At 68.7% G+C, this 25,132-nt stretch carries 25 protein-coding genes; 16 read left to right on the forward strand and 9 right to left on the reverse strand.

Translation table 11 applies throughout. The features are described from left to right. Positions 1 to 24 precede the first annotated feature (24 nt). Together C8D81_RS19995 and C8D81_RS20000 are read left to right on the forward strand one after the other, a co-directional pair. Entirely contained in the window at positions 25 to 1,011 is a 987-nt protein-coding gene (locus tag C8D81_RS19995) for a CgeB family protein (protein WP_133626673.1), read from the forward strand. A gap of 3 nt (positions 1,012 to 1,014) precedes the next feature. Continuing rightward, positions 1,015 to 2,286 carry a lipopolysaccharide biosynthesis protein gene (locus C8D81_RS20000; protein ID WP_133626674.1) on the forward strand — a complete coding sequence of 424 codons (1,272 nt, stop codon included), beginning with the start codon at positions 1,015 to 1,017 and terminating at the stop codon, positions 2,284 to 2,286. Here the strand turns inward: C8D81_RS20000 and C8D81_RS20005 are convergent. Continuing rightward, the gene (locus tag C8D81_RS20005; RefSeq protein WP_094427783.1) at positions 2,266 to 3,462 is read right to left on the reverse strand and encodes a glycosyltransferase family 4 protein; all 1,197 of its coding nucleotides are present in this window, start codon (positions 3,460 to 3,462) and stop codon (positions 2,266 to 2,268) included. The genes C8D81_RS20000 and C8D81_RS20005 overlap by 21 nt on opposite strands. A 93-nt stretch (positions 3,463 to 3,555) precedes the next feature. Here C8D81_RS20005 and C8D81_RS20010 point away from each other — a divergent pair, with 93 nt between their 5' ends. From C8D81_RS20010 to C8D81_RS20020, 3 genes are read left to right on the forward strand one after another with little or no spacing between them, the layout of a single operon-like run. Continuing rightward, positions 3,556 to 4,152 carry a sugar transferase gene (locus C8D81_RS20010; protein ID WP_324252367.1) on the forward strand — a complete coding sequence of 199 codons (597 nt, stop codon included), beginning with the start codon at positions 3,556 to 3,558 and terminating at the stop codon, positions 4,150 to 4,152. Beyond that, on the forward strand, positions 4,149 to 4,781 hold the full coding sequence (locus C8D81_RS20015) for an acetyltransferase (protein WP_094427785.1): 633 nt from the start codon (positions 4,149 to 4,151) through the stop codon (positions 4,779 to 4,781). The genes C8D81_RS20010 and C8D81_RS20015 overlap by 4 nt, the downstream gene beginning before the upstream one ends. Positions 4,782 to 4,821: 40 nt before the next feature. Beyond that, on the forward strand, positions 4,822 to 5,370 hold the full coding sequence (locus tag C8D81_RS20020; RefSeq protein ID WP_166646914.1) for a YdcF family protein: 549 nt from the start codon (positions 4,822 to 4,824) through the stop codon (positions 5,368 to 5,370). Here C8D81_RS20020 and C8D81_RS20025 read toward each other — a convergent pair. Further along, positions 5,342 to 5,701: a DMT family transporter gene (locus tag C8D81_RS20025; RefSeq protein WP_094399171.1), complete on the reverse strand. Its 360-nt coding sequence runs from the start codon at positions 5,699 to 5,701 to the stop codon at positions 5,342 to 5,344. The genes C8D81_RS20020 and C8D81_RS20025 overlap by 29 nt on opposite strands. Further along, positions 5,698 to 6,009, reverse strand: coding sequence for a DMT family transporter (locus C8D81_RS20030; RefSeq protein WP_094357334.1), 312 nt, complete (start codon positions 6,007 to 6,009; stop codon positions 5,698 to 5,700). The genes C8D81_RS20025 and C8D81_RS20030 overlap by 4 nt, the downstream gene beginning before the upstream one ends. A gap of 85 nt (positions 6,010 to 6,094) precedes the next feature. Here C8D81_RS20030 and C8D81_RS20035 point away from each other — a divergent pair, with 85 nt between their 5' ends. The 4 genes from C8D81_RS20035 (at position 6,095) to C8D81_RS20050 (ending at position 12,342) form a co-directional block, all read left to right on the forward strand. Continuing rightward, the gene (locus C8D81_RS20035) at positions 6,095 to 6,676 is read left to right on the forward strand and encodes a TetR/AcrR family transcriptional regulator (RefSeq protein ID WP_094357336.1); all 582 of its coding nucleotides are present in this window, start codon (positions 6,095 to 6,097) and stop codon (positions 6,674 to 6,676) included. A gap of 91 nt (positions 6,677 to 6,767) precedes the next feature. Further along, positions 6,768 to 7,817: a family 43 glycosylhydrolase gene (locus C8D81_RS20040; protein WP_094399169.1), complete on the forward strand. Its 1,050-nt coding sequence runs from the start codon at positions 6,768 to 6,770 to the stop codon at positions 7,815 to 7,817. A gap of 84 nt (positions 7,818 to 7,901) precedes the next feature. Further along, on the forward strand, positions 7,902 to 9,764 hold the full coding sequence (gene typA, locus C8D81_RS20045) for a translational GTPase TypA (protein ID WP_133626676.1): 1,863 nt from the start codon (positions 7,902 to 7,904) through the stop codon (positions 9,762 to 9,764). Between the two features lie 313 nt (positions 9,765 to 10,077). Then, the gene (locus tag C8D81_RS20050) at positions 10,078 to 12,342 is read left to right on the forward strand and encodes a L,D-transpeptidase family protein (RefSeq protein WP_133626677.1); all 2,265 of its coding nucleotides are present in this window, start codon (positions 10,078 to 10,080) and stop codon (positions 12,340 to 12,342) included. A 60-nt stretch (positions 12,343 to 12,402) separates the two neighbouring features. On the opposite strand, the gene C8D81_RS20055 is transcribed toward C8D81_RS20050, so the two are convergent. After that, positions 12,403 to 12,774, reverse strand: coding sequence for an RNA-binding S4 domain-containing protein (locus C8D81_RS20055; protein WP_094357344.1), 372 nt, complete (start codon positions 12,772 to 12,774; stop codon positions 12,403 to 12,405). Between the two features lie 77 nt (positions 12,775 to 12,851). Between C8D81_RS20055 and C8D81_RS20060 the strand changes: the two genes are divergently transcribed. Further along, positions 12,852 to 13,286, forward strand: coding sequence for a helix-turn-helix domain-containing protein (locus C8D81_RS20060; RefSeq protein ID WP_094357346.1), 435 nt, complete (start codon positions 12,852 to 12,854; stop codon positions 13,284 to 13,286). Continuing rightward, positions 13,286 to 13,981 (forward strand): hypothetical protein, encoded by a 696-nt coding sequence (locus tag C8D81_RS21390; RefSeq protein ID WP_133626678.1) that lies wholly within the window; start codon positions 13,286 to 13,288, stop codon positions 13,979 to 13,981. Before C8D81_RS20060 ends, C8D81_RS21390 begins: the two co-directional genes overlap by 1 nt. 102 nt (positions 13,982 to 14,083) lie before the next feature. Here the strand turns inward: C8D81_RS21390 and C8D81_RS20070 are convergent, their stop codons facing one another. The 4 genes from C8D81_RS20070 to C8D81_RS20085 form a co-directional block, all read right to left on the reverse strand. Next, a complete protein-coding gene (locus C8D81_RS20070; protein WP_229118022.1) occupies positions 14,084 to 16,729 on the reverse strand; it encodes a glycoside hydrolase family 65 protein in 2,646 nt (881 codons plus the stop codon). A gap of 25 nt (positions 16,730 to 16,754) precedes the next feature. After that, positions 16,755 to 17,477 carry an HAD family hydrolase gene (locus C8D81_RS20075; protein WP_094357348.1) on the reverse strand — a complete coding sequence of 241 codons (723 nt, stop codon included), beginning with the start codon at positions 17,475 to 17,477 and terminating at the stop codon, positions 16,755 to 16,757. Positions 17,478 to 17,584: 107 nt separating this feature from the next. Beyond that, a complete protein-coding gene (gene ygfZ, locus C8D81_RS20080; RefSeq protein ID WP_133626700.1) occupies positions 17,585 to 18,487 on the reverse strand; it encodes a CAF17-like 4Fe-4S cluster assembly/insertion protein YgfZ in 903 nt (300 codons plus the stop codon). Positions 18,488 to 18,543: 56 nt separating this feature from the next. After that, a complete protein-coding gene (locus tag C8D81_RS20085) occupies positions 18,544 to 19,101 on the reverse strand; it encodes an FABP family protein (protein WP_208109421.1) in 558 nt (185 codons plus the stop codon). A 110-nt stretch (positions 19,102 to 19,211) separates the two neighbouring features. Between C8D81_RS20085 and dtd the strand changes: the two genes are divergently transcribed. Beyond that, a complete protein-coding gene (dtd, locus tag C8D81_RS20090) occupies positions 19,212 to 19,652 on the forward strand; it encodes a D-aminoacyl-tRNA deacylase (protein ID WP_094406165.1) in 441 nt (146 codons plus the stop codon). A 129-nt stretch (positions 19,653 to 19,781) separates the two neighbouring features. Here the strand turns inward: dtd and C8D81_RS20095 are convergent, their stop codons facing one another. Further along, positions 19,782 to 20,033 carry a ubiquitin family protein gene (locus C8D81_RS20095; RefSeq protein WP_094357440.1) on the reverse strand — a complete coding sequence of 84 codons (252 nt, stop codon included), beginning with the start codon at positions 20,031 to 20,033 and terminating at the stop codon, positions 19,782 to 19,784. 36 nt (positions 20,034 to 20,069) lie between these two features. On the opposite strand from C8D81_RS20095, the gene C8D81_RS20100 reads away from it, so the two are divergent. From C8D81_RS20100 to C8D81_RS20115, 4 genes are all read left to right on the forward strand, one after another. After that, positions 20,070 to 20,726 carry a response regulator transcription factor gene (locus tag C8D81_RS20100; RefSeq protein ID WP_229118023.1) on the forward strand — a complete coding sequence of 219 codons (657 nt, stop codon included), beginning with the start codon at positions 20,070 to 20,072 and terminating at the stop codon, positions 20,724 to 20,726. 185 nt (positions 20,727 to 20,911) lie between these two features. Next, positions 20,912 to 21,886 (forward strand): mycothiol synthase, encoded by a 975-nt coding sequence (gene mshD, locus C8D81_RS20105; protein ID WP_166646915.1) that lies wholly within the window; start codon positions 20,912 to 20,914, stop codon positions 21,884 to 21,886. 36 nt (positions 21,887 to 21,922) lie between these two features. Then, the gene (locus C8D81_RS20110; RefSeq protein WP_094357356.1) at positions 21,923 to 24,031 is read left to right on the forward strand and encodes an RNA degradosome polyphosphate kinase; all 2,109 of its coding nucleotides are present in this window, start codon (positions 21,923 to 21,925) and stop codon (positions 24,029 to 24,031) included. Beyond that, positions 24,031 to 24,936, forward strand: a complete 906-nt coding sequence (locus tag C8D81_RS20115) for an NUDIX hydrolase (RefSeq protein ID WP_094357358.1) — start codon at positions 24,031 to 24,033, stop codon at positions 24,934 to 24,936. Before C8D81_RS20110 ends, C8D81_RS20115 begins: the two co-directional genes overlap by 1 nt. Positions 24,937 to 25,132 lie beyond the last annotated feature (196 nt).

Here is a 25,132-nt window from a genome sequence, read left to right on the forward strand (position 1 = left end):
CCTTTGATTCTGAGGAGATTCGGCGTGCGCATTGCTGTGGCGGGACCCCTGGGCAGGGACAGCTTCGCCGACAACGTCATTCATCAACTGTGCAGTGACGGTCATGAAGTAGCGGCACTGGGTGCCGCCCGACGTCCACTCGGCATCAAGAAGGCGAACGGATTGGTCTCGGTGGTGGCCGATCACTATCTTCCACTCGACGCTCGCCGTCAGGCCCCGATGCGGAAGGCGATCCGTCAGTTCCGCCCACATGCCCTGATCACCGTGGATCGGCGTCTGCACGCCTCAACGGTGTCGGCTGCCAAAGAGTGCGGAGCGCGGGTTGCTCTCTGGTTTCCTGATGCGGTCGGGACGATGGGCCTTCACGACATGTTCACAAACGGTTATGACCGGATCTTTCTGAAGAATCCGGTGCTCACCCAGTGGCTTCGGGACGTGCAAGGGCTACCGGTGCGATTCCTTCCAGAGGCAGGAAATCCGCGTTGGCATAGATCCGGACTTCCATATGGCACCCGGCCCGTCATCGTGATGGCAGGCAACGTCCATCCCACTCGCGCGGTACTGCTTCAGCGGATGATCCGTGCAGGCCTGCCGCTGGAGCTCCACGGGTCCGGAATCCCGAGCTGGTTGAACGTCCCCGAGTTACGACGCGCCCATACCGGTCGATACCTGACCGCCGCGGACAAGGGGGACACCTTCCGATCGGCACGGATCGTCCTGAACAACCTGCATCCGGCCGAGTACGCAGGAACGAACTGCCGTCTCTTCGAAGGTGCGATGTCCGGGGGACTGGTCATGACCGAACTGCGCCCGGGGTTGGAGGACCTCTTCCTGCCCGGCAAGGAGGTTGCCGCCTTCAGCACGTTCGACGAGCTCGTCGACCAGTGCCGCTGGCTTCTCGATGATCCTGAGAACGGCCGGCCGATCGCCGATGCGGGACGGGCTCGGGCCCTGGCCGATCACACGTACTCCTTGCGGCTCGGAGACCTGTTGGACGAGCTTCTTGGCTGAAACATGAGGAATCTGCCACGGTTGATCGCCGCTCTCCGGCACGCCATCATCCGAACGGCCGCGGTGAACGTGTGCATGTTGATGGCCACGACGGTCACCGGCATCCTGGTCGCCCGGGTTCTCGGTGAGTACGGCCGCGGGCACTTCGCGTCCATCGTCGCCGCACAAGGGATCGCTCTGGTGGTGGGCGAGGTCGGGCAGAGCGCCGCCGTCACGTTTGCGGTGAGCCGGGAGCCTGATGCCGCTCGGGCCATCCTCCGAGCCAGCCGACGCATCATGATTCCAGTCAATCTGATCGTCACGGCGGTGGCGTGCGCTGCAGCAATGCTGTTTGCCCGGGGAGACCAGCCGGTACTGGTCGCCTACTGGCTTGCTTTCGGCAGCCTCCTCATCAACGCCGTCGGCGGACCATCGATGTATGCGCTGCAGGCCCTGTCGATCGACGCATGGAATCGAGTGCGGCTCGCGCAACCCGCGGCGTACCTGTTGATCTCCACTGCCCTGTTTCTCACCGGGCGGTTGACCATCATCGCCTCGAGCGCGGCTCTCCTGCTGAGTTACCTGGTCTGCATGGGTTCTGCCGTGATCAACGAGCGGCGACTGCGACCGGCATCGCAACGTGCCGAGGCGCCGGTGAACCTCCTGAGTTATGGCCTCAAACAAGGAGGATCATCGGTCCCCGAAGTGCTCTCGGCCAACCTTGACCGGGTGCTCCTGCTCGGCATCGTCGGGGCGCCAGCGCTCGGTCAGTACGCCGTGGCGCAATCCGTGGTGAGCGCATCCGGCCCGCTCGCCACTGCTGTCAGCAGCGTTGCCTTCCCCGGTCTTGCAGCAGACCAATCGGCGGGACGCGGGCGTCAACGGCGAGAATGGCGCATCTTCGCCGGCGCCGGGCTCCTGACCGCCACAGCGCTGATCCTGTTCGGGATCATCTCGCCATGGGTGATTCCGCTCCTCTTCGGCCAGGCGTTCGCACCCGCGGTCGGGCTTGTGTGGCTCCTAGCACCCACCGCGCTTCTCCGGGCATTCCTGCAGGTAGGCGGAATGATTCTCCGCGGACGAGGGGCACCTGGTCTTGCCACGATCTCGAGCATCGCCTGCCTGGTCACGACGACAATTCTTCTTGTCGTCCTTGCTGGACGCTACGGCCTCCACGGAGCTGCCGCGGCGACTGCGATAGGGCAAGGTGCCGGCCTGGTGTGCGCAAGCCTGCTGATAGCTCGACCGAGACCCACGTTGCCCCGACCGGATGGATCAGCCGGCTCCGCGGGGTGAACCCAACGCCGTTTCATAATGCCTGATGAAGTTGCCGAGACAGGCTTCGGTGGAGAACATCTCCACCGCGCGCACCCGAGCCGCCTCACCCAACTCATCGCCGCGCTGCAGGCAGCCTTCGATGGCGAGGGAAAGTCCGTCGGCGATGGCGTCCGCGTCGCCCAGCTCGCACAGGTACCCGGTCTCGCCGTCCGCGACCGCCGCGCGTGAGCCGTCGGTCGCGGTCGCGGCGACGGGCAGTCCGCACGCCATGGCCTCGATGCTCGAGAGTCCCAGCCCCTCCTCGAAGGATCCCTGCACGAACACACCGGCCGAGCGATAGAGCTCGGGAAGCCCGTCCTGCGGCACATCGCTCAGCACCGTGATCCGGTGTCTGACCGGGGAGTTCTGCAGCGCCTGCTCGGCCACCGGGTAGAGCGTTCCCCGGCCGGCGAGCACCAGGTCGGGAACCGTTGCGTGACGAGTTGCGAGCAGCCCGTACGCCCGGATCAGGTTCTCCAATCCCTTGCGTGGTTCGCCGAGCCGGCAGACCGACAGCAGCGGGCCGTCACCGGCTCGCTGGTCCGCCGGGAAGAAGCGCTCGACATCGGTGCCGGGAGGAGCGAAGTGCGCATTCCGCTGTCCGACCGACTGGGTGTAGCGCAGCATCTCCCAGTTCTCCAGGAATGCGACGTCCGCCCGGCGGAGCGCAGGAGCCTCGAGGCGGGCGACCGCGTCGGTCATCGCACCGCGCAGCTTCCGTTCGAGCCCCGAGTGCCGGGCCAGGATGCTGGCCCGTTCCCAACTCACCCGCGTGGCCGCCTGCACGGCCACCGGTCGCTCCACGTGTCTGGCCACGGTGGCGAGTGCCGGCCCGCCGCAGACGACCTGGACGAGGTCGTAGCCGTTCAGCTCATCGGTCAATTCCTTGCGTGGCAGGTAACGCATGAACTCCAGCTCGACGGCGTTCGCACCCCACGCCTGCTGTCCGAGCTCCAGGGTCTCCCCGGCCAGCGTTCGCCGACGCCAGGTCTGCGGGGCCGTCAGACGCCTGCTGAACACGTCACTGCGGGACTCCGCCAGCTCGAGGACGTCGACCTCGAGCCCTCGGGCGCGCAGACCGTCGACGAGCCATCTGGCGACCGTCGCCACACCGCCCACGTGGCCGAACTTCTGCGCCACAACCGCAATGCGCATGACCGCCCTTCGAGTTTGGAAATACGATGGAGACCCTACGGCACAAGCAGCAGCGCCGGGCCGATGGTCCGGTGGGTTGCGGAAGGATGGGTAGTGATCTACGACCGGTTGAAGCGGACCTTCGACATCGCCGCGAGTTGTGCCGGGCTGGTCCTGACCGCTCCGCTTCAGGTCGGTATCGCTGCCGCTGTGCTGAAGATCCACGGACGCCCCGTGCTCTTCCGCCAACCCCGTCCGGGCAAGGATGGCGAGGTCTTCGAGCTGCTCAAGTTCCGCACCATGCTGGAACCGGATGCAACCCACCGGACCGACGCCGAACGGCTCACCCGCTTCGGCATCCTGCTGCGCTCCCTGAGCCTCGATGAGCTGCCCAGCCTGTGGAACGTCCTCCGTGGGGAGATGAGCCTGGTCGGGCCGCGTCCGCTGCTGGTCGACTATCTCCCGCTCTACGACGCACGACAGGCGCGCCGGCACGAGGTCCGCCCCGGGATCACCGGCTGGGCGCAGATCAATGGCCGCAACAGCACCCCGTGGGAACAGCGGCTCGAACTCGACGTCGAATACGTGGAGAACCGTTCGCTCACCCTGGACGCCAGGATTCTCCTCGGCACGGTGCTGACGGTCCTGAGACGGCAGGGCATCAACGCCGAGGGAGAGGCGACCGTCGCCAGATTCCAGGGCAGCCGATGATCGCGGCACCGGTGGTCATCGTCGGTGCCGGTGGTTTCGGGCGTGAGGCGGCCGATGTGGTCATCGCCTGCGGCCGTCCCGTTCTGGGTGTGGTCGATGACTCCCCCGCCACCAGGAATCTCGACCGGTTGCGCGACCGTGGGATCCCGCACCTCGGCTCACTGCGCGACCTTCTCACCACCGGGCCGGGTGATGCCCAGATCATCATCGGGATCGGGGATCCCGCCATCCGCAGCGGGCTCGGCGGCGTCCTGGCGGAAGCGGGTTTCGAGTTCGCCACCCTGGTCCATCCCCGCGCAACCATCGGCAGTTCGGTGCGGATGGGTCCGGGAACCGTGATCTGCGCCGGGGCCTGTGTCTCCACCAATGTCACCCTGGGCCGCCACGTGCACCTGAACCCGAACTGCACGATCGGCCACGACACCGTCATCGACGACTTCGCCTCGGTGAACCCGGCCGCGACAGTGGGTGGGGAGGTCCGGGTCGGCGCGCGTACGCTGCTCGGCTCCGCCGCCAATGTCCTGCAGGGATTGACGATCGGCACCGATTCCCTCATCGGGGCCTCGTCGCTGGTGACCAGGCACGTCCCCGATCAGGTCATCGTCAAAGGCATCCCGGGGCGCTGGTGAATGCCGCGCACCCCTTCGGTCGACGCGTACAGTCGGCACCGTGCGCGCTTCGACCACTCGACCCAGAGTGCTGCGCCGACTCCTGATCGCCACCGGCGCCCTCGGGTTGCTCTGGTTCGGTGGCTGCCTGAAATGGTTCCGCTACCCGGCCACCGATGAGCCCCGGTCGACCGACGCCGCATACGTCCTCGCCTCCGGTGGCGGGGTGGCGCGGGTGGGGGACGGTGACCTGGACGCCCTACCGGGCCGGACGATCGTGCTCTCCGTCTCCGATGTGCTGGCCGGTCGGCCGGATTATCAACAGGCCTGCGCCCAGCCCGATGTCGTCTGCCTGAGTCCGGACCCGGTGACCACCCGTGGCGAGGCCCGGGTCTTCGCCGAACTCGCCCGCGAGCGGGGCTGGCGGTCGGTGACGGTGGTCACCCACCAGTCCCACATCACCCGCAGCCGGATGCTGATGAAGCGCTGTTTTCCCGGCGAGGTGCGGATGCAGGCGATCGACGCCGAGAACGGGCGCCGCGCCTGGGCGTACGCCTTCGCCTATGAGACCGGCGCGATGATCAAGGCCCAGCTGATCCGCTCCTGCTGAGATCGGGCTGCTTCGACCCGGTCGTCATCTTCAACCCGACCATGGCAGCGATCAGGCCGACGAGCAGCAACCCGCGTACCACGCTGAACGCCTCGCCGAAGAACACGGCACCGACGAGCACCGTGCCGACGCTGCCGATACCGGTCCAGACGGCGTAGGCAACGCCGACATTGATCGACTTCAGTGCCCGGGAGAGGAACTCGAAGCTGAGGATGCAGCAGACCAGGAAGGCACCCCACCAGCGCGAATCCTGTTTCGCGAGCATCATCGAGGTGGTGAAGCCGATCTCGAAGATCCCGCCCAGGACCACCCAGAACCAACCCTGTCTCATGCCGTCACCTTCAATGCCACGATCAGCGCCACGATCACCCCGAGCAGCCCCACCGTCGCGGGCCGCAGCTTCTCCCCGAACGCGAGCGCCCCGACCAGCACCGTGCCGACCGCGCCCATGCTGGTCCAGATCGCGTACGCCGTGCCCATCGGTATCTCCCGGGTCGCGCGGTCCAGGAAGGTGAAGCTGATGAACGCGCACGGCAGAAACGCCCAGAGCCAGTTCCTGTTGCGCTGCTCGAGTTTCAGGAAGGTCGTCATGCCGACCTCGAACACCCCCGCCAGCAGCAGGCTCCCCCATGCGAGCATCTCCGCCTCCTTATTTAGCCCGTCTGTGTCATAAACCTTTTTAGCACGGTTGTGTCACCAACGCCAAACCGCCTAGGATCGACCCATGCCGCGCATCGTCGACCACGACCAACGCCGCCGAGAGCTCGCCACCGCGGTCTGGTCGATCGTGCGTACCGACGGCCTGGGCGCGGTGAGCATCCGCCGAGTGGCCGCCGAGAGCGGCTGGTCCACCGGCGCCATCCGGCACTACCTGCCGAGCCATGACGAGCTGATTTCCTTCGCTGCAACGGAAATGGCCCGCCAGGCCACCGAGTACGTGGCCTCACTGCCACGCACCGACGACCCGGTCGCCGACTTCCGCGCCTTCCTGCTCGCCACCCTGCCGCTGAACGAGGAGGCGCGGACCTTCCTGGAGGTGTGGCTGGCGTTCATCGGTGCGGCGGTGACCAGCAACGACCTGTCCGACGCCCACGGCATCCTCTACCGGGACCTGCACACCGGGCTGCTGCAGTGGCTCACCGCGCTGGACCGCCGGGGCCTGCTGGCCGGTGATCCCGAACCGGCCGCGGACCTGATCCACTCCGGCATCGACGGCCTGGCGGTGCACCTGCTGCTCGGCCAGACCACCGCCGAGCGCGCCGAGTCGGTCGTCGACGGGCTGCTCACCGCGGTGCTGCGCCCCTGATCGGAACCTTCCGGCCACATCCGGGCGACGACGCACCGCCGGCTCGCTAGCGTCGCGAACGCCAGCTCGCAGGGCACCGGAAGGGGCCAGCATGTCGAAACGTCGAGTGATCTCGGGCGCCGTGGTCGCCGCCCTCACCGCAGGCCTCGCTCTGGTGGGGTTCAGCACCTCGGGGGCTGAGGCCGCCTCGGCCTCCTCGGTCACTCCGCTGGCCGATCCGGACACGCTGGTGGCCGAGAACGGACGCTACGTCACCTACGGCACCTCGCTCGGCAAGCAGAGCGGCCGGTGCAACACCACCGCCAAGGTGGTTCCCTACCTGGTCCACGGCTCCGGTGAGAATCCCGGCATGGGCGAATGCGTGAGCGGTGACGCGATGCCCGGCGGGCCCGGGGCCTGGGCCCAGGGCGCGGTCTGGGCCCCCGGGGTGGCCCGGCACGGCGATCGCTACTTCATGTACTACACCGCCAGCCGCAAGGGCAGTGGCCAGAAGTGCATCGGTCGCGCCGTGTCGAAGTCGGCGACCGGACCGTTCACCGACGGCAAGGAATGGGCCTGCCCGCCCGCCGGCCGCTGGGCCATCGACGCCAATCCATTCGTCTCCGGCGGGAAGCTGTACGTCGCCTACCGCGACGATGCGGTGGCCAGCGGCGCCGAGACCGGGTTGTCGGTCGTCCGGGTCGGTGCGAGCGGGTTCGCCGACTGGTCCACCCGACGCACCCTGTTGCTGAGCACCGATATCCGCTGGGACACCACCGGCACCTCCGGCGGTACCCATGTGATCGAGAATCCGTCGATGTTCCGGACCGGGAACGGCGAGTGGTACGTGACCTATTCGGGCAACAACTGGGACAGCCCGCGCTACGCCACCGGCATCGCCCGCTGTGGCACGAACCCGTTGCCGAGCAAGCGGTGCAGCCCGATCGGCCAGGGTGTCACCCGTCCGTACTTCGGCTTCCGGGGTGCCGGGGACATCAACCCGCTCAAGGGACTGCCCGCGAACCACCGCGGACCCGGCGGGATGGATGTGTTCCGGACCCCGTCCGGTGACAACCGGGTGGTCTGGCACTGGTGGAACGGCCAGCGGTACGTCAAGACCGGTGATCTGAAGGCCGCCGGCAGCGGCTTCGTGGTCGACTGAGCACCCGAGCCGGATCACGATTCTCCCCCTGGCGTACCCCTCGAATAGACTCCGCAGGTCATCCCTCGAGGAGAAAGATTCCGCATGCCCACTCGCGCCGACCTGCGCAATGTCGCCATCGTGGCCCACGTCGACCACGGCAAGACCACCCTCGTGGATGCCATGCTGTGGCAGTCCGGGGCCTTCCGGGAGGGGTCCGAGGTCGACAACCGGGTGATGGACTCGATGGATCTGGAGCGCGAGAAGGGCATCACCATCCTCGCCAAGAACACCGCGGTGAAGCACACCATCGACGGTGCAGAGGTGACCATCAACATCATCGACACCCCCGGCCACGCCGACTTCGGCGGCGAGGTGGAGCGCGGTCTGGAGATGGTCGACGGTGTGGTGCTGCTCGTCGACGCCTCCGAGGGCCCGCTGCCGCAGACCCGGTTCGTGCTGCGCAAGGCACTGCAGAAGAAGCTGCCGATCATCGTGGTGGTGAACAAGGTGGACCGCTCCGATGCGCGGATCGCCGAGGTCGTCTCCGAGACCGAGGACCTGTTCATGGACCTCGCCGACGACGCGGCCGATGCCGACGTCCTCGACTTCCCGGTGGTGTACGCCTCGGCGAAGGCGGGCCGGGCGTCGGTGAACCAGCCCGAGAACGGTGGGATGCCCGATTCGGAGGATCTGGAGCCGCTGTTCTCCACGATCATGCAGCACATCCCCGCGCCGACCTACACCGAGGGCGCCACCCTGCAGGCGCACGTCACCAACCTGGACGCCTCCCCCTACCTCGGCCGGCTGGCACTCTGCCGGATCGTGGAGGGCGAGCTGAAGCGCGGCCAGAACGTCGCCTGGTGCCGCGCGGACGGCAGCGTACGCACGGTGAAGCTGTCCGAGCTGCTGATGACCGACGCGCTGGAGCGCAAGCCCGCCGATTCCGCCGGCCCCGGTGACATCGTCGCGATCGCCGGCATCGACGAGATCACCATCGGTGAGACGATCTCCGATCCGGAGGACCCGAAGCCGCTGCCGCTGATCACCGTCGACGAGCCGTCGATCTCGATGACCATCGGCATCAACACCTCCCCGCTGGCCGGCAAGGCCGGCAAGAACCTCACCGCCCGACTGGTCAAGGCCCGCCTCGATCAGGAGCTGATCGGCAACGTCTCGATCCGGGTGAACAACACCGAGCGCCCCGACACCTGGGAGATCCAGGGCCGTGGCGAGCTGCAGCTCGCGGTGCTGGTGGAGATGATGCGCCGGGAGTCCTTCGAGCTGACCGTCGGCAAGCCCGAGGTGGTCACCCGCACCATCGACGGCAAGCTGCACGAACCGGTGGAGCGGCTGACGATCGACGTGCCCGAGGAGTTCGTCGGCACCGTCACCCAGCTGCTCGGCACCCGCAAGTCGCGGTTGGAGCAGATGGTCAACCACGGCACCGGCTGGGTCCGGATGGAATACATCGTGCCGGCGCGCGGGCTGATCGGCTTCCGCACCGAGTTCCTCACCGAGACCCGCGGCACCGGGCTGATGCACCACGTCTTCGAGGCCTACGAGCCGTGGGCCGGGGAGCTGCGCACCCGGCCGACCGGGTCCCTGGTCGCCGACCGCAAGGGTGTGGTCACCTCCTACGCGCTGTTCAACCTGCAGGAGCGCGGCACCATGTTCGTCGGCCCGGGCGCCGAGGTCTACGAGGGCATGATCGTCGGCGAGAACTCCCGCCCCGACGACATGGACGTCAACCCCACCAAGGAGAAGAAGCTCACCAACGTGCGCTCCTCCACCGGTGAGGAGCTGGAGCGGCTAATCCCGCCGAAGCTGCTGAACATGGAGCAGGCGCTGGAGTTCTGCCGCGAGGACGAGTGCCTCGAGGTGACCCCGAACGCGGTCCGGATCCGCAAGGTGCAGCTCGCCGCCAACGACCGGGCCAAAACGCGCAACCGGAACAAGAACAGCTAGCCGCCCGGGGGCTGCGCCCCCGCGTACCCCCGTCTCGCCATCCATCGAACCCTGGCTGCACCCGGCGCACCCTGGAGCACGCGCCGGATGCACCCAGGGTTCGATGGATCGTGTGCGACCGGCGAGTTCCCGGGTGAGAGAACTGTTATCTGTTCGTGACCGGCTGGGGCCGGGTGGGGCGGCGACTTACCGTAGGTTGAACGGTGCGTCCATGGGCGCCGGGGTCTGTTCGTCGGCGGTTCATGGGGTGCCGGGCGACGCTTCCCCTACCCCCGGGTGACTTGACCGATCCGACCCAGCACGAGGACGACAGATGAAGCCAGTCGTTTCGACCGCGGTGGGGGTGGCAGCAGTAGCGCTCGCTATGGCGCTGCCCGGCCTCGCCCACGCGGCACCGACTCCCACCCCCGCTGTTTCCACTCCGACCCCGGGCGCGACGGCCACGCCGCGCGCGACCGCTTCCCCCTCACCGGCACGCTCCGCGTCGCCCTCCGGTACGCCGTCAGCGGCCCCGTCGGCCCGCGTCGCCGCCACCCCGGCAGCCACCGCGACACCGACCCCCGGCCCGACACCGACCGCGAACCCGATCGGCACCCCGCAGATCCAGGCCCTCTGGCTCGCCGAGGGCGGCCCCGCGGGCTGGCTCGGCAACAAGGTCGGCGACGAGGTCGCCGTCCCCGGTGGCGTGAAGCAGGTCTTCGACGGCGGTGACATCTACTACTCCGCCGGCACCGGTGCGCACTGGATCAAGGGCACGATCCGGGCCAAGTACGACGCCCTCGGTGGCGCCGGCTCCGCGCTCGGCCTGCCGAAGACCAACGAGAAGGACTCCAGCCGCCGGGCCGGGGCGAAGGTGCAGGACTTCGCCAACGGGCTGATGATCTGGACGCCCGACAACGGCGCCTGGGGCCTGTCCGGCAAGATCGCCGACAAGTACCTCCAGCTCGACGCCGAGGGCGGCGCGCTGGGGCTGCCGACCAGCGACGAGTTCGCCGGCCGGAACAACACCCGGGTGCAGCGCTTCGGCAACGGCCTGATCGTGCTGAACCACGACACCAACGAGGCCTGGTCGGTGCAGGGTTCGATCCTGCAGCGCTACGGCGACTACGGCTGGGAGGGCGGCGTGCTCGGCCGGCCCACCAGCGACGAGTTCGCCGGCCAGAACGGCGCCCGGGTCTCCACCTTCGAGCGCGGCCTGATCATCTGGACCCCCGAGACCGGCGCGCACGCGGTCTACGGCTCGATCATGACCAAGTACGGCGCCAAGGGCTGGGAGGGTGGCGAGCTCGGCGCCCCGACCAGCGAGGAGTTCGACGCCGGTCGCGACGGCCGGGTGCAGAACTTCCAGAACGGCTACATCATCTGGAGCGCCGCCACCGGGGCGTACGCCGTGCAGGGCCGGATCGCCGCCGACTACGCGACGCTGAACTGGGAGCGCGGCCCGCTGGGCCTGCCGATCAGCGACGAGTTCGACGGCGCCCGTCCCGGGACCCGGATCTCCCGCTTCCAGGGCGGCATCATCGTCTACACCGCCGAGACCGATGCGCACGCGGTCTACGGTTCGATCTACGAGACCTATGGGGCGTACGCCTGGGAGTCCGGCGTGCTCGGCGTCCCGGCCACCGACGAGTTCGGCGGCGGGCGCGGTTCGCGGGTGCAGAACTTCACCGGCGGGCAGATCCTGTGGAGCCCGGGCACCGGGGCGCATGCGGTCTATGGCCGAATCGCTGCCAAGTTCGCCGAGCTCGGCTGGGAGAACGGCCCGCTCGGCCTGCCGCTGACCCCGGAGTTCGACGCGGCGCGCGAGACCAAGGTGCAGAACTTCCAGGGCGGCCAGATCGTCTTCTCCCAGCGCACCGACGCGCACGCGGTCTACGGCTCGATCTACCAGACCTACGCCGACCTGGGCTGGGAGGCCGGGGTGATGGGCCCGCCCAACACCGATGAGTTCAACGGCCAGAACGGCGCCCGGGTGAATGCCTTCGAGAACGGCGGCATCATCATCTGGACCCCGCGCACCGGGGCGTACGCCGTCCGCGGGCTGATGCTGGAGGAATACGGCCGACGCGGCTGGGAGGGCGGCGAACTCGGCGCCCCGATCAGCAACGAGACCCCGATCCCCGGCGGCTGGGCGCAGGACTTCGAACGGGCCCGGCTGGAGTTCGTCGACGGCCGCTTCAATGTCATCTGGCCCGGGCCGAAGGTGGACCCGCGCTGCATGACCGGCCGGGTGATGTGCATCTCGAAGTCCGACCGCAAGCTGCGCTGGATGATCGACGGCAAGGTGCTCAAGGAGATGGACGCCCGCTTCGGTGCGGAGGCCACCCCGACCCGCGAGGCCGAGTTCCGGGTCTTCTCCAAGGTCCGCGACGAGGTCAGCTGGATGTACGGCAACACCCCGATGCCGTTCGCGATGTACTTCTCCGGCGGCCAGGCCGTGCACTACTCCTACGACTTCGCTGCTCGTGGGTATGCCGGCGCCTCGCACGGCTGCGTGAACATCCGCGACTGGGACGGCATCCAGTGGCTGTTCGACACCCAGGTCCGGATCGGCGACAAGGTCGTCGTCTACTGGTGACCAGCTGAACCGAGGTACGCAGGCGGCCCCCGACCGATCCGGTCGGGGGCCGCTTTGTGTTCAGCGGGTGCGGCGACCGCGCAGCGCGTCGAGCTGGCGGCGTTCCCGCTTGGTCGGGCGGCCGGCGCCGGGGTCGCGGTGGATCGGGGCCGGGGCCAGCTCGCGCGGCAGCCGCGGCGGTGAGTGGTCGGCGTACGCCTCGACCGCGAGCGGGGCGCCGACCCGGGTCTGCAGCAGTTGCTTGACCTCGAGGATCCGATCGAATCCCTGCACCCGCAGGCGTACCTCGTCACCGACCCGGACCGGGGTGGACGCCTTGGCCGGGCGGCCGTTCACCCGGACGTGGCCGGCCTTCGCGGCGGCGGTGGCCAGCGAGCGGCTGCGCAGCTGGCGCACCGTCCACAACCAGGTGTCCACGCGTACGCTCTCCATCGACCCAGCGTAACCACCGATGTGAGCTTGCTTGCAATAGTTTGCGTTTTGCTAGCAGCAGCTAGCATACTGAAGGCATGGCCAAGAAGACCGCAACGGACTCGAGCACCTGGGGCGAATCCCTGGGCGAGTTCATCGCCGACCAGCGTCGCAGTGCGTCGCTGTCGATGCGTCAGTTGGCCGAACTGGCAGGGGTCTCCAATCCCTACCTGAGCCAGATCGAACGCGGACTGCGTCGGCCCTCCGCCGAGGTGCTGCAGCAGCTCGCCAAGGCTTTGCGGGTCTCCGCGGAGTCGCTCTACATCCGTGCCGGCATCCTCAGCCCGGACGAGGAGGGCACCGCGGATGTGACCCGCGCGGTGCTCGCCGACACGGCCATCAATGAGCGTCAGAAGCAGGCGCTCCTGGAGGTGTACGCCGCCTTCGCCGACCAGCATGCGGCGGCCACCCGGAAGACCCGGACCCGGCGCACCACCAAGACCCCGCGATCTCAACCACGCAAGGAGAAGTGATGAACGACAAGCTCAAGGACCAGACCCAGCCGCTGCTCGACACCAGCCTCAAGGCGCTCTACGTGGCCGCCGGTGTGACCGACGTGCTTGCCGAGCGGCTGCGCGAGTACGCCGAGACCAAGCAGGCCGAGGCCCGCACCCGGCGCGCCAAGCGCAAGGAGCAGCTGGAGCAGGCGACCGAGCTGCTCAAGGAGGCCCCGGGCCAGGCGAAGGGTCTGCTGGACCAGGCGCCCGAGCTCGCCCGCACCCTGCCCGAGCAGGTGCAGGTCCAGCTGGAGGAGCTGCTCAAGGAGCTGAACCTGAGCTTCGACGAGATGGCCGTCCGTGGGGAGAACCGGATCGTCGAGGTCCGTGCCCAGGCCGCCACCGCCGCCCGCCGTGGCGCCCGCCGCACCCAGGCCGCCGCCGATCGTGCGAGCGCCGATTTCGTCGCCGACGTTGACGATCTCGCCGATGCCACCGACAGCGGCACCGGTACCGCGAAGAACGCGCCGACGAAGAAGGCGCCCGCCAAGAAGGCCCCGGCCAAGAAGGCGACCGCGAAGAAGACCCCGGCGAAGAAGACCACCGCCAAGAAGGCGCCGGCCAAGAAGAGCACCACCAAGGCGAGCACCAGCAAGGCGAGCACCACCAAGTCGACCGCCAGCAAGTCGAGCACCAGCAAGACCAGCACCCCGGCGCCCGCCTCGGAGTGAACCCACCTCCCTGAGGTGGATCCAGGGGGTTCATCTCGACACGCCAACGGCCCGGTACCGCTTCGCGGTGCCGGGCCGTTGGCTACTCGATGAACGTGGGCGTCACTGGTCGCGGGGGCGGGGCACCGAGGCGGTGATCAGCGAACCGTCCTGGCGACGACCGCCGACCAGCGGGCCGGGGCCGATCTCACCGCGGCGCCGCTCCCCCTGGCCGGACAGCGGCACGCGGCACACCTCGTCCGGTTCGATGTCGACCTGCTGTTCACCGACACGCACCTGCATGGCGGGGCCGGAGAGGATCTCGAATCGGATCTCGTCGCGGCGCAGCGTGACCAGCAGCCGGGTCTCCCGCCAGCGCAGCCGGAATCGCAGCTCCGGCCAGGATTCCGGCAACCGCGGCTCGAAGGTGAGCTCGCCACCGGTGTCCCGCATCCCGCCGAAGCCATAGACCAGCGCCGACCAGACACCGCCGGCCGAGGCGACGTGCACCCCGTCGGTGGTGTTGCCGTGCCGGTCGTCGAGATCGACGAACAACCCGGCATAGAAGTAGCGCAGCGCCAGATCGTGGTAGCCGGTCTCGGCGGCCATGATCGACTGCACCACCGCCGACAGCGTCGAGTCACCGGTCGTGATCGGGTCGTAGTATTCGAAGTCGGCGCGCTTCTCTTCCGCGGTGAAATGCTCCCCCTGCAGGAAAAGCGCCAGCACCACGTCGGCCTGCTTGAGCACCTGGAAGCGATAGAGCACCAGCGGGTGGTAGTGCAGCATCAGCGGCCGCTTCTCCGCCGGGGTGTGCTCCAGATCCCAGACCTCACGCTCCAGGAAGTGCATGTCCTGCGGGTGCACACCGAGGCTCTCGTCGAAGGGGATGTACATGCCCTCCGCGCAGCGCGCCCACTCCTCGACCTCGTTGTCCCGCAGCGAAAGCCGCTTGGCGACCCGGGCGTACGCCTCCGGATTGAGCTGCTTCAACTCGGTGACGGTCTCGGCGGCGTGCGCGAGATTGAACCGGGCCATCACATTGGTGAACAGGTTGTCGTTGACCACGGTGGTGTATTCATCGGGGCCGGTCACCGAGTGGATGTGGAACTCCGAGGTCCCGTTGGTGCGCCAGAAGCCGAGGTCGGCCCACAGCCGCGCGGTCTCGACCAGGATCTCCACACCCTCGTGCAGCAGGAAGTCCAGGTCACCGGTGGCGTTCACGTACTTCACCAGGGCGTACGCGATGTCGGCGTCGATGTGGTACTGCGCGGTGCCGGCCGCATAGTAGGCCGAGGCCTCCTCACCGCTGATCGTGCGCCACGGGAAGAGCGCACCGAGCTGGGCCATCTCCTCGGCCCGCTGCCGCGCCGCGTCCAGCATCGCGTACCGGAACCGCAGCGCCATCCGCGCGGCCTGCGGCTGCGCATAGGTGAGGAACGGCAGCACATAGATCTCGGTGTCCCAGAAGTAGTGCCCCGAATATCCGGTACCGGTGACGCCCTTGGCGGCGATGCCCTGCGCCTCCGCGCGGGCCGAGGCCTGGGCCAGCTGGAACAGGTTCCAGCGGACCGCCTGCTGCAGCGCCGGCTGCTTCGGCAGCTCCACATCGGCACTGCGCCAGAACTCGTTCAGCCAGGCCCGCTGGTCGTCGTGGATGGACTCGACACCCTGCTCGCGGGCCCGGTCGAGGGTACGCCGGCAACGGTCGATGAGTTCTCGCACCGGCACCGACTGGGAGGTGTGGTAGGCGACCAGCTTCTCCAGATGGATGGGCATCCCCTGCCGGGCGTTGATCCGATAGACCAGCTTGCCCGAATCGGGTTCGGCCGAGATCTGTTCGCTGTAGTCGTTGTCGGTGAACATGCTGTGATCGACACCGACGGCCAGCGTCATCCGCGACTCGTGGGTGCGGTAGCCGAGGGTGATCCGGCCGTCGCCGGCGGACTGGCTCACCGGATCGAGCACGCGGCGGTCCAGCGATTCCTGCTTGCGCGGGTCGTTGCCACCGGCGGCCCCGGTGCTGCGGGTGACCCCGGAATACTCGTCGTGGCCGTCCTGGCGGTTCAGCACCTGCGAGGAGATCACGATCGGGGCGTCCCCGTCGAGCATCGTGATGTCCATCGTCATGATCGCCAGATGGCGCTGGGCGAAGGACACCATCCGGGTGGTGTTGATCTGCACCCGCTTGCCGGCGGAGGTCCGCCAGATCACCTTGCGGCGCAGCACACCGGTCTTGAAATCCAAGGACCGTTCGTATTCGTCGAGATCGGCGGTGGCCAGGTTCAGCGGCTCATCGTCCACATAGACCTTCATCACCTTGGTGTCGGGCACGTTGACGATGGTCTGGCCGACCCGGGCGAAACCGTGCGCGTCCTCGGCGTGCCGGATCTGCCAGGTCTCGTGGAAACCGTTGACGAAGGTGCCGTGGGTGTGGGCGTCGCGGCCCTCCTCCGGGTTGCCGCGCATCCCGAGATAGCCATTGGCGACCGAGAACAGCGTCTCGGTGGTGCCGAGATCGGCGGGCCCGTAGTCGGTCTCCACCAGGCGCCACTCATCGATCGGGAAGCGGGTGCGATCCAGCGGATCCTCCGCCTGGGGCGGAGCATCGCTGGGTCCCTGCTCCGGTTCGGTGCTGGGCTCGAAGTTCCACGGGTCGGCATTCACCCGACCCGCCTCCGGGGCGCCATTGGGGCGACGCACTGCCGCCTCCATGGGCGGTTCCGGCAGATCGGCCGCAACCAGGCTCGGTTCGAAGTCCTCGGTCATGTCCCCATCACTCGTCAGCGTCCGCTCAGGAGCGGACGGAATCAACCAGCTCGTCAAGATCGCCGACGACGACGTCGGCCCCGGCCTCCCGCAATCGGTCGGCACCGGTGCCGCGGTCCACGCCGACCACGAGCCCGAAGTCCCCCGCTGCCCCGGCGCGTACGCCGGAGAGTGCATCCTCGAAAACCACCGCACGTTCCTTCGGTACGCCGACCCGCTCGGCCGCGGCGAGGAAGGTGTCCGGCTGCGGTTTGCCGGGCAACCCCTCCGCGGCGGCCACCTGGCCGTCGATGATCACCTCGAACCGGTCCAGCAGACCGGCCGCCTCCAGCACCGCCCGGGCGTTCTTGGACGATGAGACGATCGCGACCTCGGTGCCCCGCTCGGCCAGCGCGTCCAACAGGCGTACCGAACCCGGATAGGGCTGGATGCCTTCCTCGGCGAGGATCTCGTTGAACAGCTTGTCCTTGCGGTTGCCGAGCCCGCTGATCGTCTCCGCCTCCGGCGGATCGGACGGCTCGCCCTGCGGCAGCTCGATGCCCTTGGCCTCCAGCAGGGTCGCGACCCCCTCGTAGCGGGGCCGGCCGTCGACGTGGTCGAAGTAGTCGGCACTGGTGTACGCCGCAGCGCCGCGCGCCGCCAGGAACTCGGAGAACATCGTGTCCCAGGCGCGCATGTGGACCTCGGCGGTCGGTGTGATCACGCCGTCCAGATCGAACAGGCAGGCGTCAATGTCGTCCCAATGCACAAAAGGAAACTCTAGTTCGCCCGATCCAGTGGTGCGAACAACTCTCGGGCGGTTGGCCAAAAATTGTTACACGTCGGTAAGCCGGCCCCTTCGGCCCCCGGTACGGATCAGTTCGTGCGCAGCGCGCGGACGTGCAGCCCGACCTCGGGATCGACCAGCGGCTCCTGGGCCGCGGCGATGCCCTCGACGACCAGCGGTGCGTCGACGGCGACGTTGCGCTTCACCAGGGCGAGCGCGATCGGGCCGAGCTCGTGGTGCCGCGCGGAGCCGCCGACGAAGCCGATCGCCCGGCCGCCGTCGGCACCGGTCAGCTCGGCACCGGGGGTCGGCAGCGCGTCCATCGACCCGTCCAGGTGCAACCGGACCAGCCGGCGCGGCGGCCGGCCCAGGGTGTGCACCCGGGCGACGGTCTCCTGGCCGCGATAGCAACCCTTCTCCAGGTGCACCGCATCGGCCAGACCGAGCTCGTTGGGGATCGTCCGCTGGTCGGTGTCGAGGAAGATCCGCGGCACCCCGGCGGCGATCCGGCGGGCCTCGTACGCCCACAGCCCGACAGGTTCGGCTCCGCTCGATTCGAGGTAACCGGCCAGGTGGTCGCGCGGGATGAACGACTCGTAACCACCCAGCGAATCCGGCGCCTGCCGGGTGATCCGGCCGCTCGGGGGTTCCCCGGGCTGCCAGACGACCGCCAACTCATCGCGCAGGCGTACCTCCACCTGACGCATGAAGATCATCCGCTGCAGGAAATCCGCCAGCGCCTGGCCGCGGCCGGGCTCGGTGTGCGCCCAGACCGTCTCCCCGTCGTCGACCAGATAGAGCACGTGCTCGATGTGGCCCTGCGGGGAGAGCAGGAAGGCGGTCGTCCCGGTGCCGGTGGGCAGCTGCGCCAGATGCTGGGTGGTCAGGTCGTGCAACCAGGTCAGCCGGTCCGGCCCCGCGATGGACAGCACGTCGCGGTGATCCAACCGGACCGCACCCCTCCCGGACTCGAGCAACCGCTGCTCGGCCATCGGGTCGCCGTGGTGCCAGATCGCCCCGGTGTCGGGGCCCTCGGTGAGAGTGATGCTCACTTGCGCTCCAGTTCTCCGGTCAGCCAGGGCGCCAGCGGAATGTCCTGATCGGCCCGGTCGCACGCGAACAGCAGCTTCTGCTGGATCCGGCCGTAGAGCCGGGTGCCGGCGGTGTGGGTGCCCTCGCTGAGCGCGGCATCGGTGGTCAGGTCGATCTTGGTGCCGAGCTCACCACCGGGGGCGGACTCCAGCCCGGTGATCGAACCGAACCATTTCTGCGCCACCCCCTCGGGATTGCAGATCACCACCATCAGCTCGTTCTTCTCCTGCGGCACCCAGAACCCGGTCTCCATGTAGACGGGCTTGCCGAGCTGGCCGTCCTCGTCCTCATAGGCCTGCAGCAGGTAGTGCAGGTAGGGCTCACCGTTGTGGTGGAAGTCGACCTGCTCCAGCACCCGCTTGTCGGTGCCCTGCCACTGGGTCTGGCCGAAGCCCTCCCAGTGCCCGATCAGCCAGGCCAGCCCCTTCAGGCCGGGATGCATGCCCTCGGGGAAGGAGAAGTCCAGATTGGCCCCCTCGCCGGTCGGCTGGTCGTTCATCGGCTGGTCACTCATCGGGCTCCTCCAACGTGTGCTCGGGGTGTTCCGATCCAGCCTATGCCCCGACGAAACCGGCCGGCGCGGGGTCCGCGGTGCGGAGTCCGCCGCTGCTAGGTTCGCGTGCCATGCGAGTGGTGCTGCAGCGGGCCGCCTCGGCCGAGGTACGGGTCGATGACGAGGTGGTCGGAGCATTGCCGGCGCCGGGGCTGGTGCTGCTGGTCGGGATCACCCACACCGACACGCCCGAGATCGCGGCCAGGCTGGCCGACAAGATCTGGCGGCTGCGGATCCTCACCGGTGAACGGTCGGCCGCCGATGAGGGGGCGCCGTTGCTGGTGGTCTCGCAGTTCACCCTGTACGCCGACACCCGCAAGGGCCGCCGGCCCTCTTGGAGCGCCGCGGCACCGGGCCCGGTCAGCGAGCCGCTGGTCGATGCGTTCGTCGCCGCGCTGCGGGACCTCGGCGCCCACGTCGAGACCGGCCGGTTCGGGGCGCAGATGCAGGTCTCCCTGGTCAACGACGGCCCGGTGACCCTGGTCCTGGACTCCGACACGTACGCCGGCTGAGCGAGCGAGGAACGAGCGAGTCGAAACCAGCGCCGGTCCCTTCGACTCGTCGCTGCGCTCCTCGCTCAGGGAACGGGTGGAGGCTGCGCTCCTCGCTCGGGGAACGGGAGAACCGGCGTACGTGCTCGCTCAGCCACCGGCGAAGGGCGGCAGCACCTCGACCTCGGTGGGCTCGGTCAGCGGCTGCGCGAGCTGGTCGGCGCCCTGGCGTCGACCACCGACCAGGATGCTGCAGACATCGAGCACCGAGGCGAAACCGGCACCGCGGTCTGCCCGGGCCGTGGTCAGCGCCGCCTGGACCGAATCGGCAGCGATAGTCTCATGCTCGACCCCGGCGGCCGCCGCCGCCCCGGCCCAGTAGCGGATCTGGACAGCAACCATGACCGCAATTCTTGCACGTCCACCAATCGACAGGGGGTGAGTACGACGGCCACGCTGCTGCTGCTCTCCCGCGAACGCGCCACCGCCGCGGACATCCTGCCCGCCCTCGGCCTGCTCTCGCACACGATCCGGATCGCCGCCGCCGAGGCGGCCAGCCTGCTCGATGTCGAACCGGACGTGGTGCTGGTCGACGGCCGGATCGACCTGGTCGGCGCCCGCAACCTGTGCCGCACCCTGGCCGCGGCCGGCAACGGATTGCCGGTGCTGCTGGTGCTGACCGAGGGCGGACTGGCGGCCCTGTCCGCGGAGTGGGCACCGGACGACTTCATCCTGGCCACCGCGGGCCCGGCCGAACTGGAGGCGCGGCTGCGGTTGGCGAGCCGGGCCGAGGACGTCGACGATCTGATCCGCGCGGGCGGCGTCGAGGTCGACGAGGCGGCCTACACCGCCCGGCTGGACGGCCGGCTGCTGGACCTCACCTACACCGAGTTCGAGCTGCTGAAATATCTGACCGCCAACCCCGGTCGGGTGTTCAGCCGCGAGCAGCTGCTCAGCGAGGTCTGGGGTTACGACTACTACGGCGGCACCCGGACCGTCGATGTGCACGTCCGCCGGTTGCGCGCCAAGCTCGGTGAGAAGGAGTCGCTGATCGGCACCGTGCGCAACGTCGGCTACCGCTTCGACCCGCGCTGAGACGGACCCGCGCTGCGGGGTGCGCGTAACCGGACGTGCAGTGCCCGCAGCGTTCCATGATCAAACCCAGTGGGACTGGGTTCGCGAAGGTCTCCGCGGGCACTACTGCACGTCCGGTTACGCGCGATCACATCTGCCCCGGGCCCACCCCACGGAAATGGTCACGGAGCGCTAACGTGTCGCCCATGGGACCCGACTCGTTCAGCACCACCGTCGTCGCCGCCCTGAACGCCGAGCAGCGCAGCCAGGTGAACGATCTGATCGCGCGGGCCACCGAGTCCGATGGCGTCGGCCCGCTCAACGAGCACGCCCGCCTCGAGGTGAACCGCGGCACCGCCAGCGACGGCCTGGCCCATCTGCTCGGCCTGGACGGCGACCGGATCACCGGGTACGCCTTCCTGGACTCGACGAGCGCCGATCCGATCGTGCAGCTCGTCGTCGACCCGGCCAGGCGGCGCCGCGGACTCGCGACCCGGATGATCGGCGAGCTCGGCTTCGATCCGCGGGTCGCCGAGCGCAGCGGCCGCTGGCAGCAGCAGTCGCTGCGGACCTGGTCCTTCGGCGACCTGCCGGCCGCCCGCGAGTTCGCCGGTTCGCTCGGGCTGCAACCGATCCGCGAACTGCTGGTGATGGAGCGCGACACCGCCGAGATCGGTGAGGTGCAGCTGCCGGCCGGGGTCACCGTGCGCACCTTCCGCCCCGGCGACGAGGACGCCATCCTGCGGGTGAACGCCCGCGCCTTCGCCCACCACCCCGAACAGGGCGGGCTGACCAAGCAGGACCTGCAGGACCGGATGAACGAGCCCTGGTTCGATCCCGAGGGCCTGTTCGTCGCCACCCGACCCGACGCCCAGGGCACCGAGCAGGTGATCGGTTTCCACTGGACCAAGATCCACGACGCCGACCTGGGCGAGGTCTACGTGATCGCGGTCGATCCCGACCATGCCGGTGGCGGCCTCGGTCGGCAGCTGCTCAACCGCGGGCTGCACCATCTGGCCGACCGGGGCGTACGCCGGATCATCCTCTATGTCGAGGGTGACCAGGCATACGTCGTGAAGCTCTACCTCTCCGCTAGATTTGAGGTCGCGAACCGCGACGTGTTGTACGCCTCCCCGCTCCCCGAAGAGCGGGTGCAGCCGACAGGTCCGGCCACCCCATGAAGAAGCACTGACAGCGCCAGCAGGAAGCAGGTCCCGATGCCGGAGGCAGCCACCAGCACGCCCGGGCCATGGCTGCCCAAGGATCGATTCGCCGATCGCGAGTTGAGCTGGCTGGCGTTCAACGAACGGGTGCTGGCACTGGCCCGCGACGGGGTCCGGATCCCGCTGCTGGAGCGGGCCAAGTTCCTGGCGATCTTCGCCTCCAATCTCGATGAGTTCTTCATGGTCCGGGTGGCCGGGCTGAAGCGGCGGATGGCGGCCGGGGTCGCGGTGCCGAGCGTGTCGGGGTTCCTGCCCCGCGATCTGCACACCGCGATCCTGCGCCGGACCCGGGAGCTGGTCGCCGACCAGGCCCGGGTGTTCGCCGAGGAGGTACGCCCCCAGCTCGCCGCCGAGGGCATCGAGATCCTCTCCTGGGGTGAGCTGACCGGCGCCGAGAAGGACCGGATGCGGACCCTGTTCGCCGAGCGGATCTTCCCCGTCCTCACCCCGCTCGCGGTCGACCCCTCGCACCCCTTCCCCTACATCTCCGGGCTGTCGATCAACCTGGCGGTGCTGCTGAAGAATCCGCAGACCGGGGTGCGCCAGTTCGCCCGGGTGAAGGTGCCCAATGTGCTGCCCCGCTTCGTCACCCTCGGCGAGGGCCGGTTCGTGCCGCTCGAGGACGTCATCGCCCGGCACCTGGACCAGCTGTTCTCCGGCATGCAGGTGCTCCAGCACCACGTCTTCCGGGTCACCCGGAACGAGGATCTGGAGGTCGAGGAGGATGACGCCGAGAACCTGCTTTTCGCACTGGAGAAGGAATTGCTGCGGCGCAAGGTGGGCCGGCCCCCGGTCCGCCTCGAGGTGGCCGCCGACGTCGACGAGCACATGCTGGAGCTGCTCGTCTCCGAGCTCGACATCAGCGAGCGGGAGGTGTTCAAGGTCGACGGGCTGCTCGATCTGAGCGGGCTGTTCTCCTTGACCGACACCGATCGCGAGGATCTGGCGTACCCGGCGTTCCTGCCGATCACCCATCCGCACCTGGCCGAGGTGGAGACCGCCCAGCCGGCCGACATGTTCACCGCGCTGCGCAAACGCGATGTGCTGCTGCACCACCCCTACGACTCCTTCGCCACCAGCGTGCAGCGGTTCATCGAGCAGGCCGCCGCCGACCCGCACGTGCTGGCGATCAAGCAGACCCTCTACCGCACCTCCGGCGACTCCCCGATCGTCGACGCGCTGATCGATGCCGCACAGGCCGGCAAGCAGGTGCTGGCGGTGGTCGAGATCAAGGCCCGCTTCGACGAGCAGGCCAACATCGGCTGGGCGCGGAAGCTGGAACAGGCCGGGGTGCACGTCGTCTACGGCATGGTCGGGTTGAAGACCCACTGCAAGCTGGCGCTGGCGATCCGCGACGAACCCGAGGGGTTGCGCCGCTACGCCCACATCGGCACCGGCAACTACAACCCCAAGACCGCGCGTACCTATGAGGACATGGGCCTGCTGACGGCCAATCCGATCGTCACCGAGGATGTCGCCCGGGTCTTCAACCACCTGTCCGGGATGACCCAGGAGACCCAGTACCGGCGGCTGCTGGTGGCGCCGCACTCGATCCGCAGGAGCCTGCTGGAACGGATCCACACCGAGATCGAGCACCATCGGGCCGGCCGCCCCGCCCGGATCCGGATCAAGGTCAACTCGATCGTCGACGAGGCGATCACCGATGCGCTCTACGAGGCCTCCCAGGCGGGGGTGCCGGTGGATCTGTGGGTACGCGGGATCTGCGGCCTGCGCCCCGGGGTGCCCGGGTTGAGCGAGAACATCCGGGTCCGCAGCATCCTGGGCCGCTTCCTGGAGCACTCCCGGCTCTTCTGGTTCGACAACGGTGGCCAGCCGACGGTCGGCCTGGGCTCGGCGGACCTGATGCACCGCAACCTGGACCGCCGCGTCGAGGTGCTCGTGGCGCTCACCAACCGCGCCCACATCCAGCAGGTCGACGACCTGTTCGAGCTGGCCTTCGACCCCGGTACGGCCGCCTGGTCGCTGACCGCCGAGGGGTGGCAGGAGCAGACCCTGGACGCCGAGGGCCGGCCGCTGGTCGATCTGCAGGAGAAGCTGATCGAGGTCGCCGGGCAGCGCCGATCGAAGGAGTCGACCCTCTGATGCCGATGCTGCGCCGATCCGACATCTCCGCCGCCGGGGCGGTCGTCCTGAAACCCGACGCCACCGGGGGGCCGGACGCGGTACGGGTGCTGGTGGTGCATCGGCCCGCCTACGACGACTGGTCGCTGCCGAAGGGCAAGGTGGAGCCCGGTGAGGTGCCCGCGGTGGCCGCGGTCCGTGAGGTGCTCGAGGAGACCGGGGTCCGGATCCGGTTGACCGCGCCACTGGACGCGCACACCTACCGGGTCGGTCGGCGTACCAAGCAGGTGCGCTGGTGGCGGGCCGCGGTCGTCGCGGAGGAACCGCACGTCCCCGACGACGAGGTGGACACCGTGCTCTGGCTGACGCCCGCCGAGGCGCTGGAGCTGTTCTCCTACGATGCCGATGCCACCTTGCTGCAGCAGGCGCTGGACCAGCCGGAGACGGCGAATCTGGTGGTGGTCCGGCACGGCAAGGCGATGGATCGCGGCAAGTGGTCCGGCAACGACCCGGCCCGGCCGCTGACCCGGCGGGGCCGGACCCAGGCCCGGGAGCTGGTACCGATCCTGGAGGCCTTCGGCGTCGGCCGGGTGGTCAGTTCCTCCGCCAACCGCTGCGTCTCCACGGTGCTGCCGTTCGTCACCGACCACCAGTTGACGATCGATCGGCAGACCATCCTCAGCGAGGAACGCGGGGTCGAGGATCCGGCCGCGGTGGGCGATCTGATCGGGGTCCTGCGCGATGAGGTGATCGACGGCGGCCGGGCCGTCGTCGTCTGCAGCCATCGGCCGGTGCTGCCGGCCATCCTGACCGCCCTCGATCTGCCGGATCATCCGTTCCACACCGCCGAATGCGCGATCGTCAGCCTGACCGCCGACGACCAGGTGCACGCGGTGCAGTGGATCACCACCCCGCACAAGAAGTGACCAACGGGGCCCCGCCCCACAGCGGCCGAGCGCCCCGACCGGCATGCGGCGATAAAGCGACACGAGATAACGATTCGACCACTTGCACCCCCGTTCACCTGCAGTTCACCTTTCGTCACGAAACGCGTCACCACCCCTGCTTATGTTTCGAAACGTCAAGCGCTCCGGCCGATCCCGGCCGGAGGGAAACCGGGGC

Origin of the sequence: Enemella evansiae (assembly GCF_004362375.1) — a bacterium.
Classification (GTDB): domain Bacteria; phylum Actinomycetota; class Actinomycetes; order Propionibacteriales; family Propionibacteriaceae; genus Enemella; species Enemella evansiae.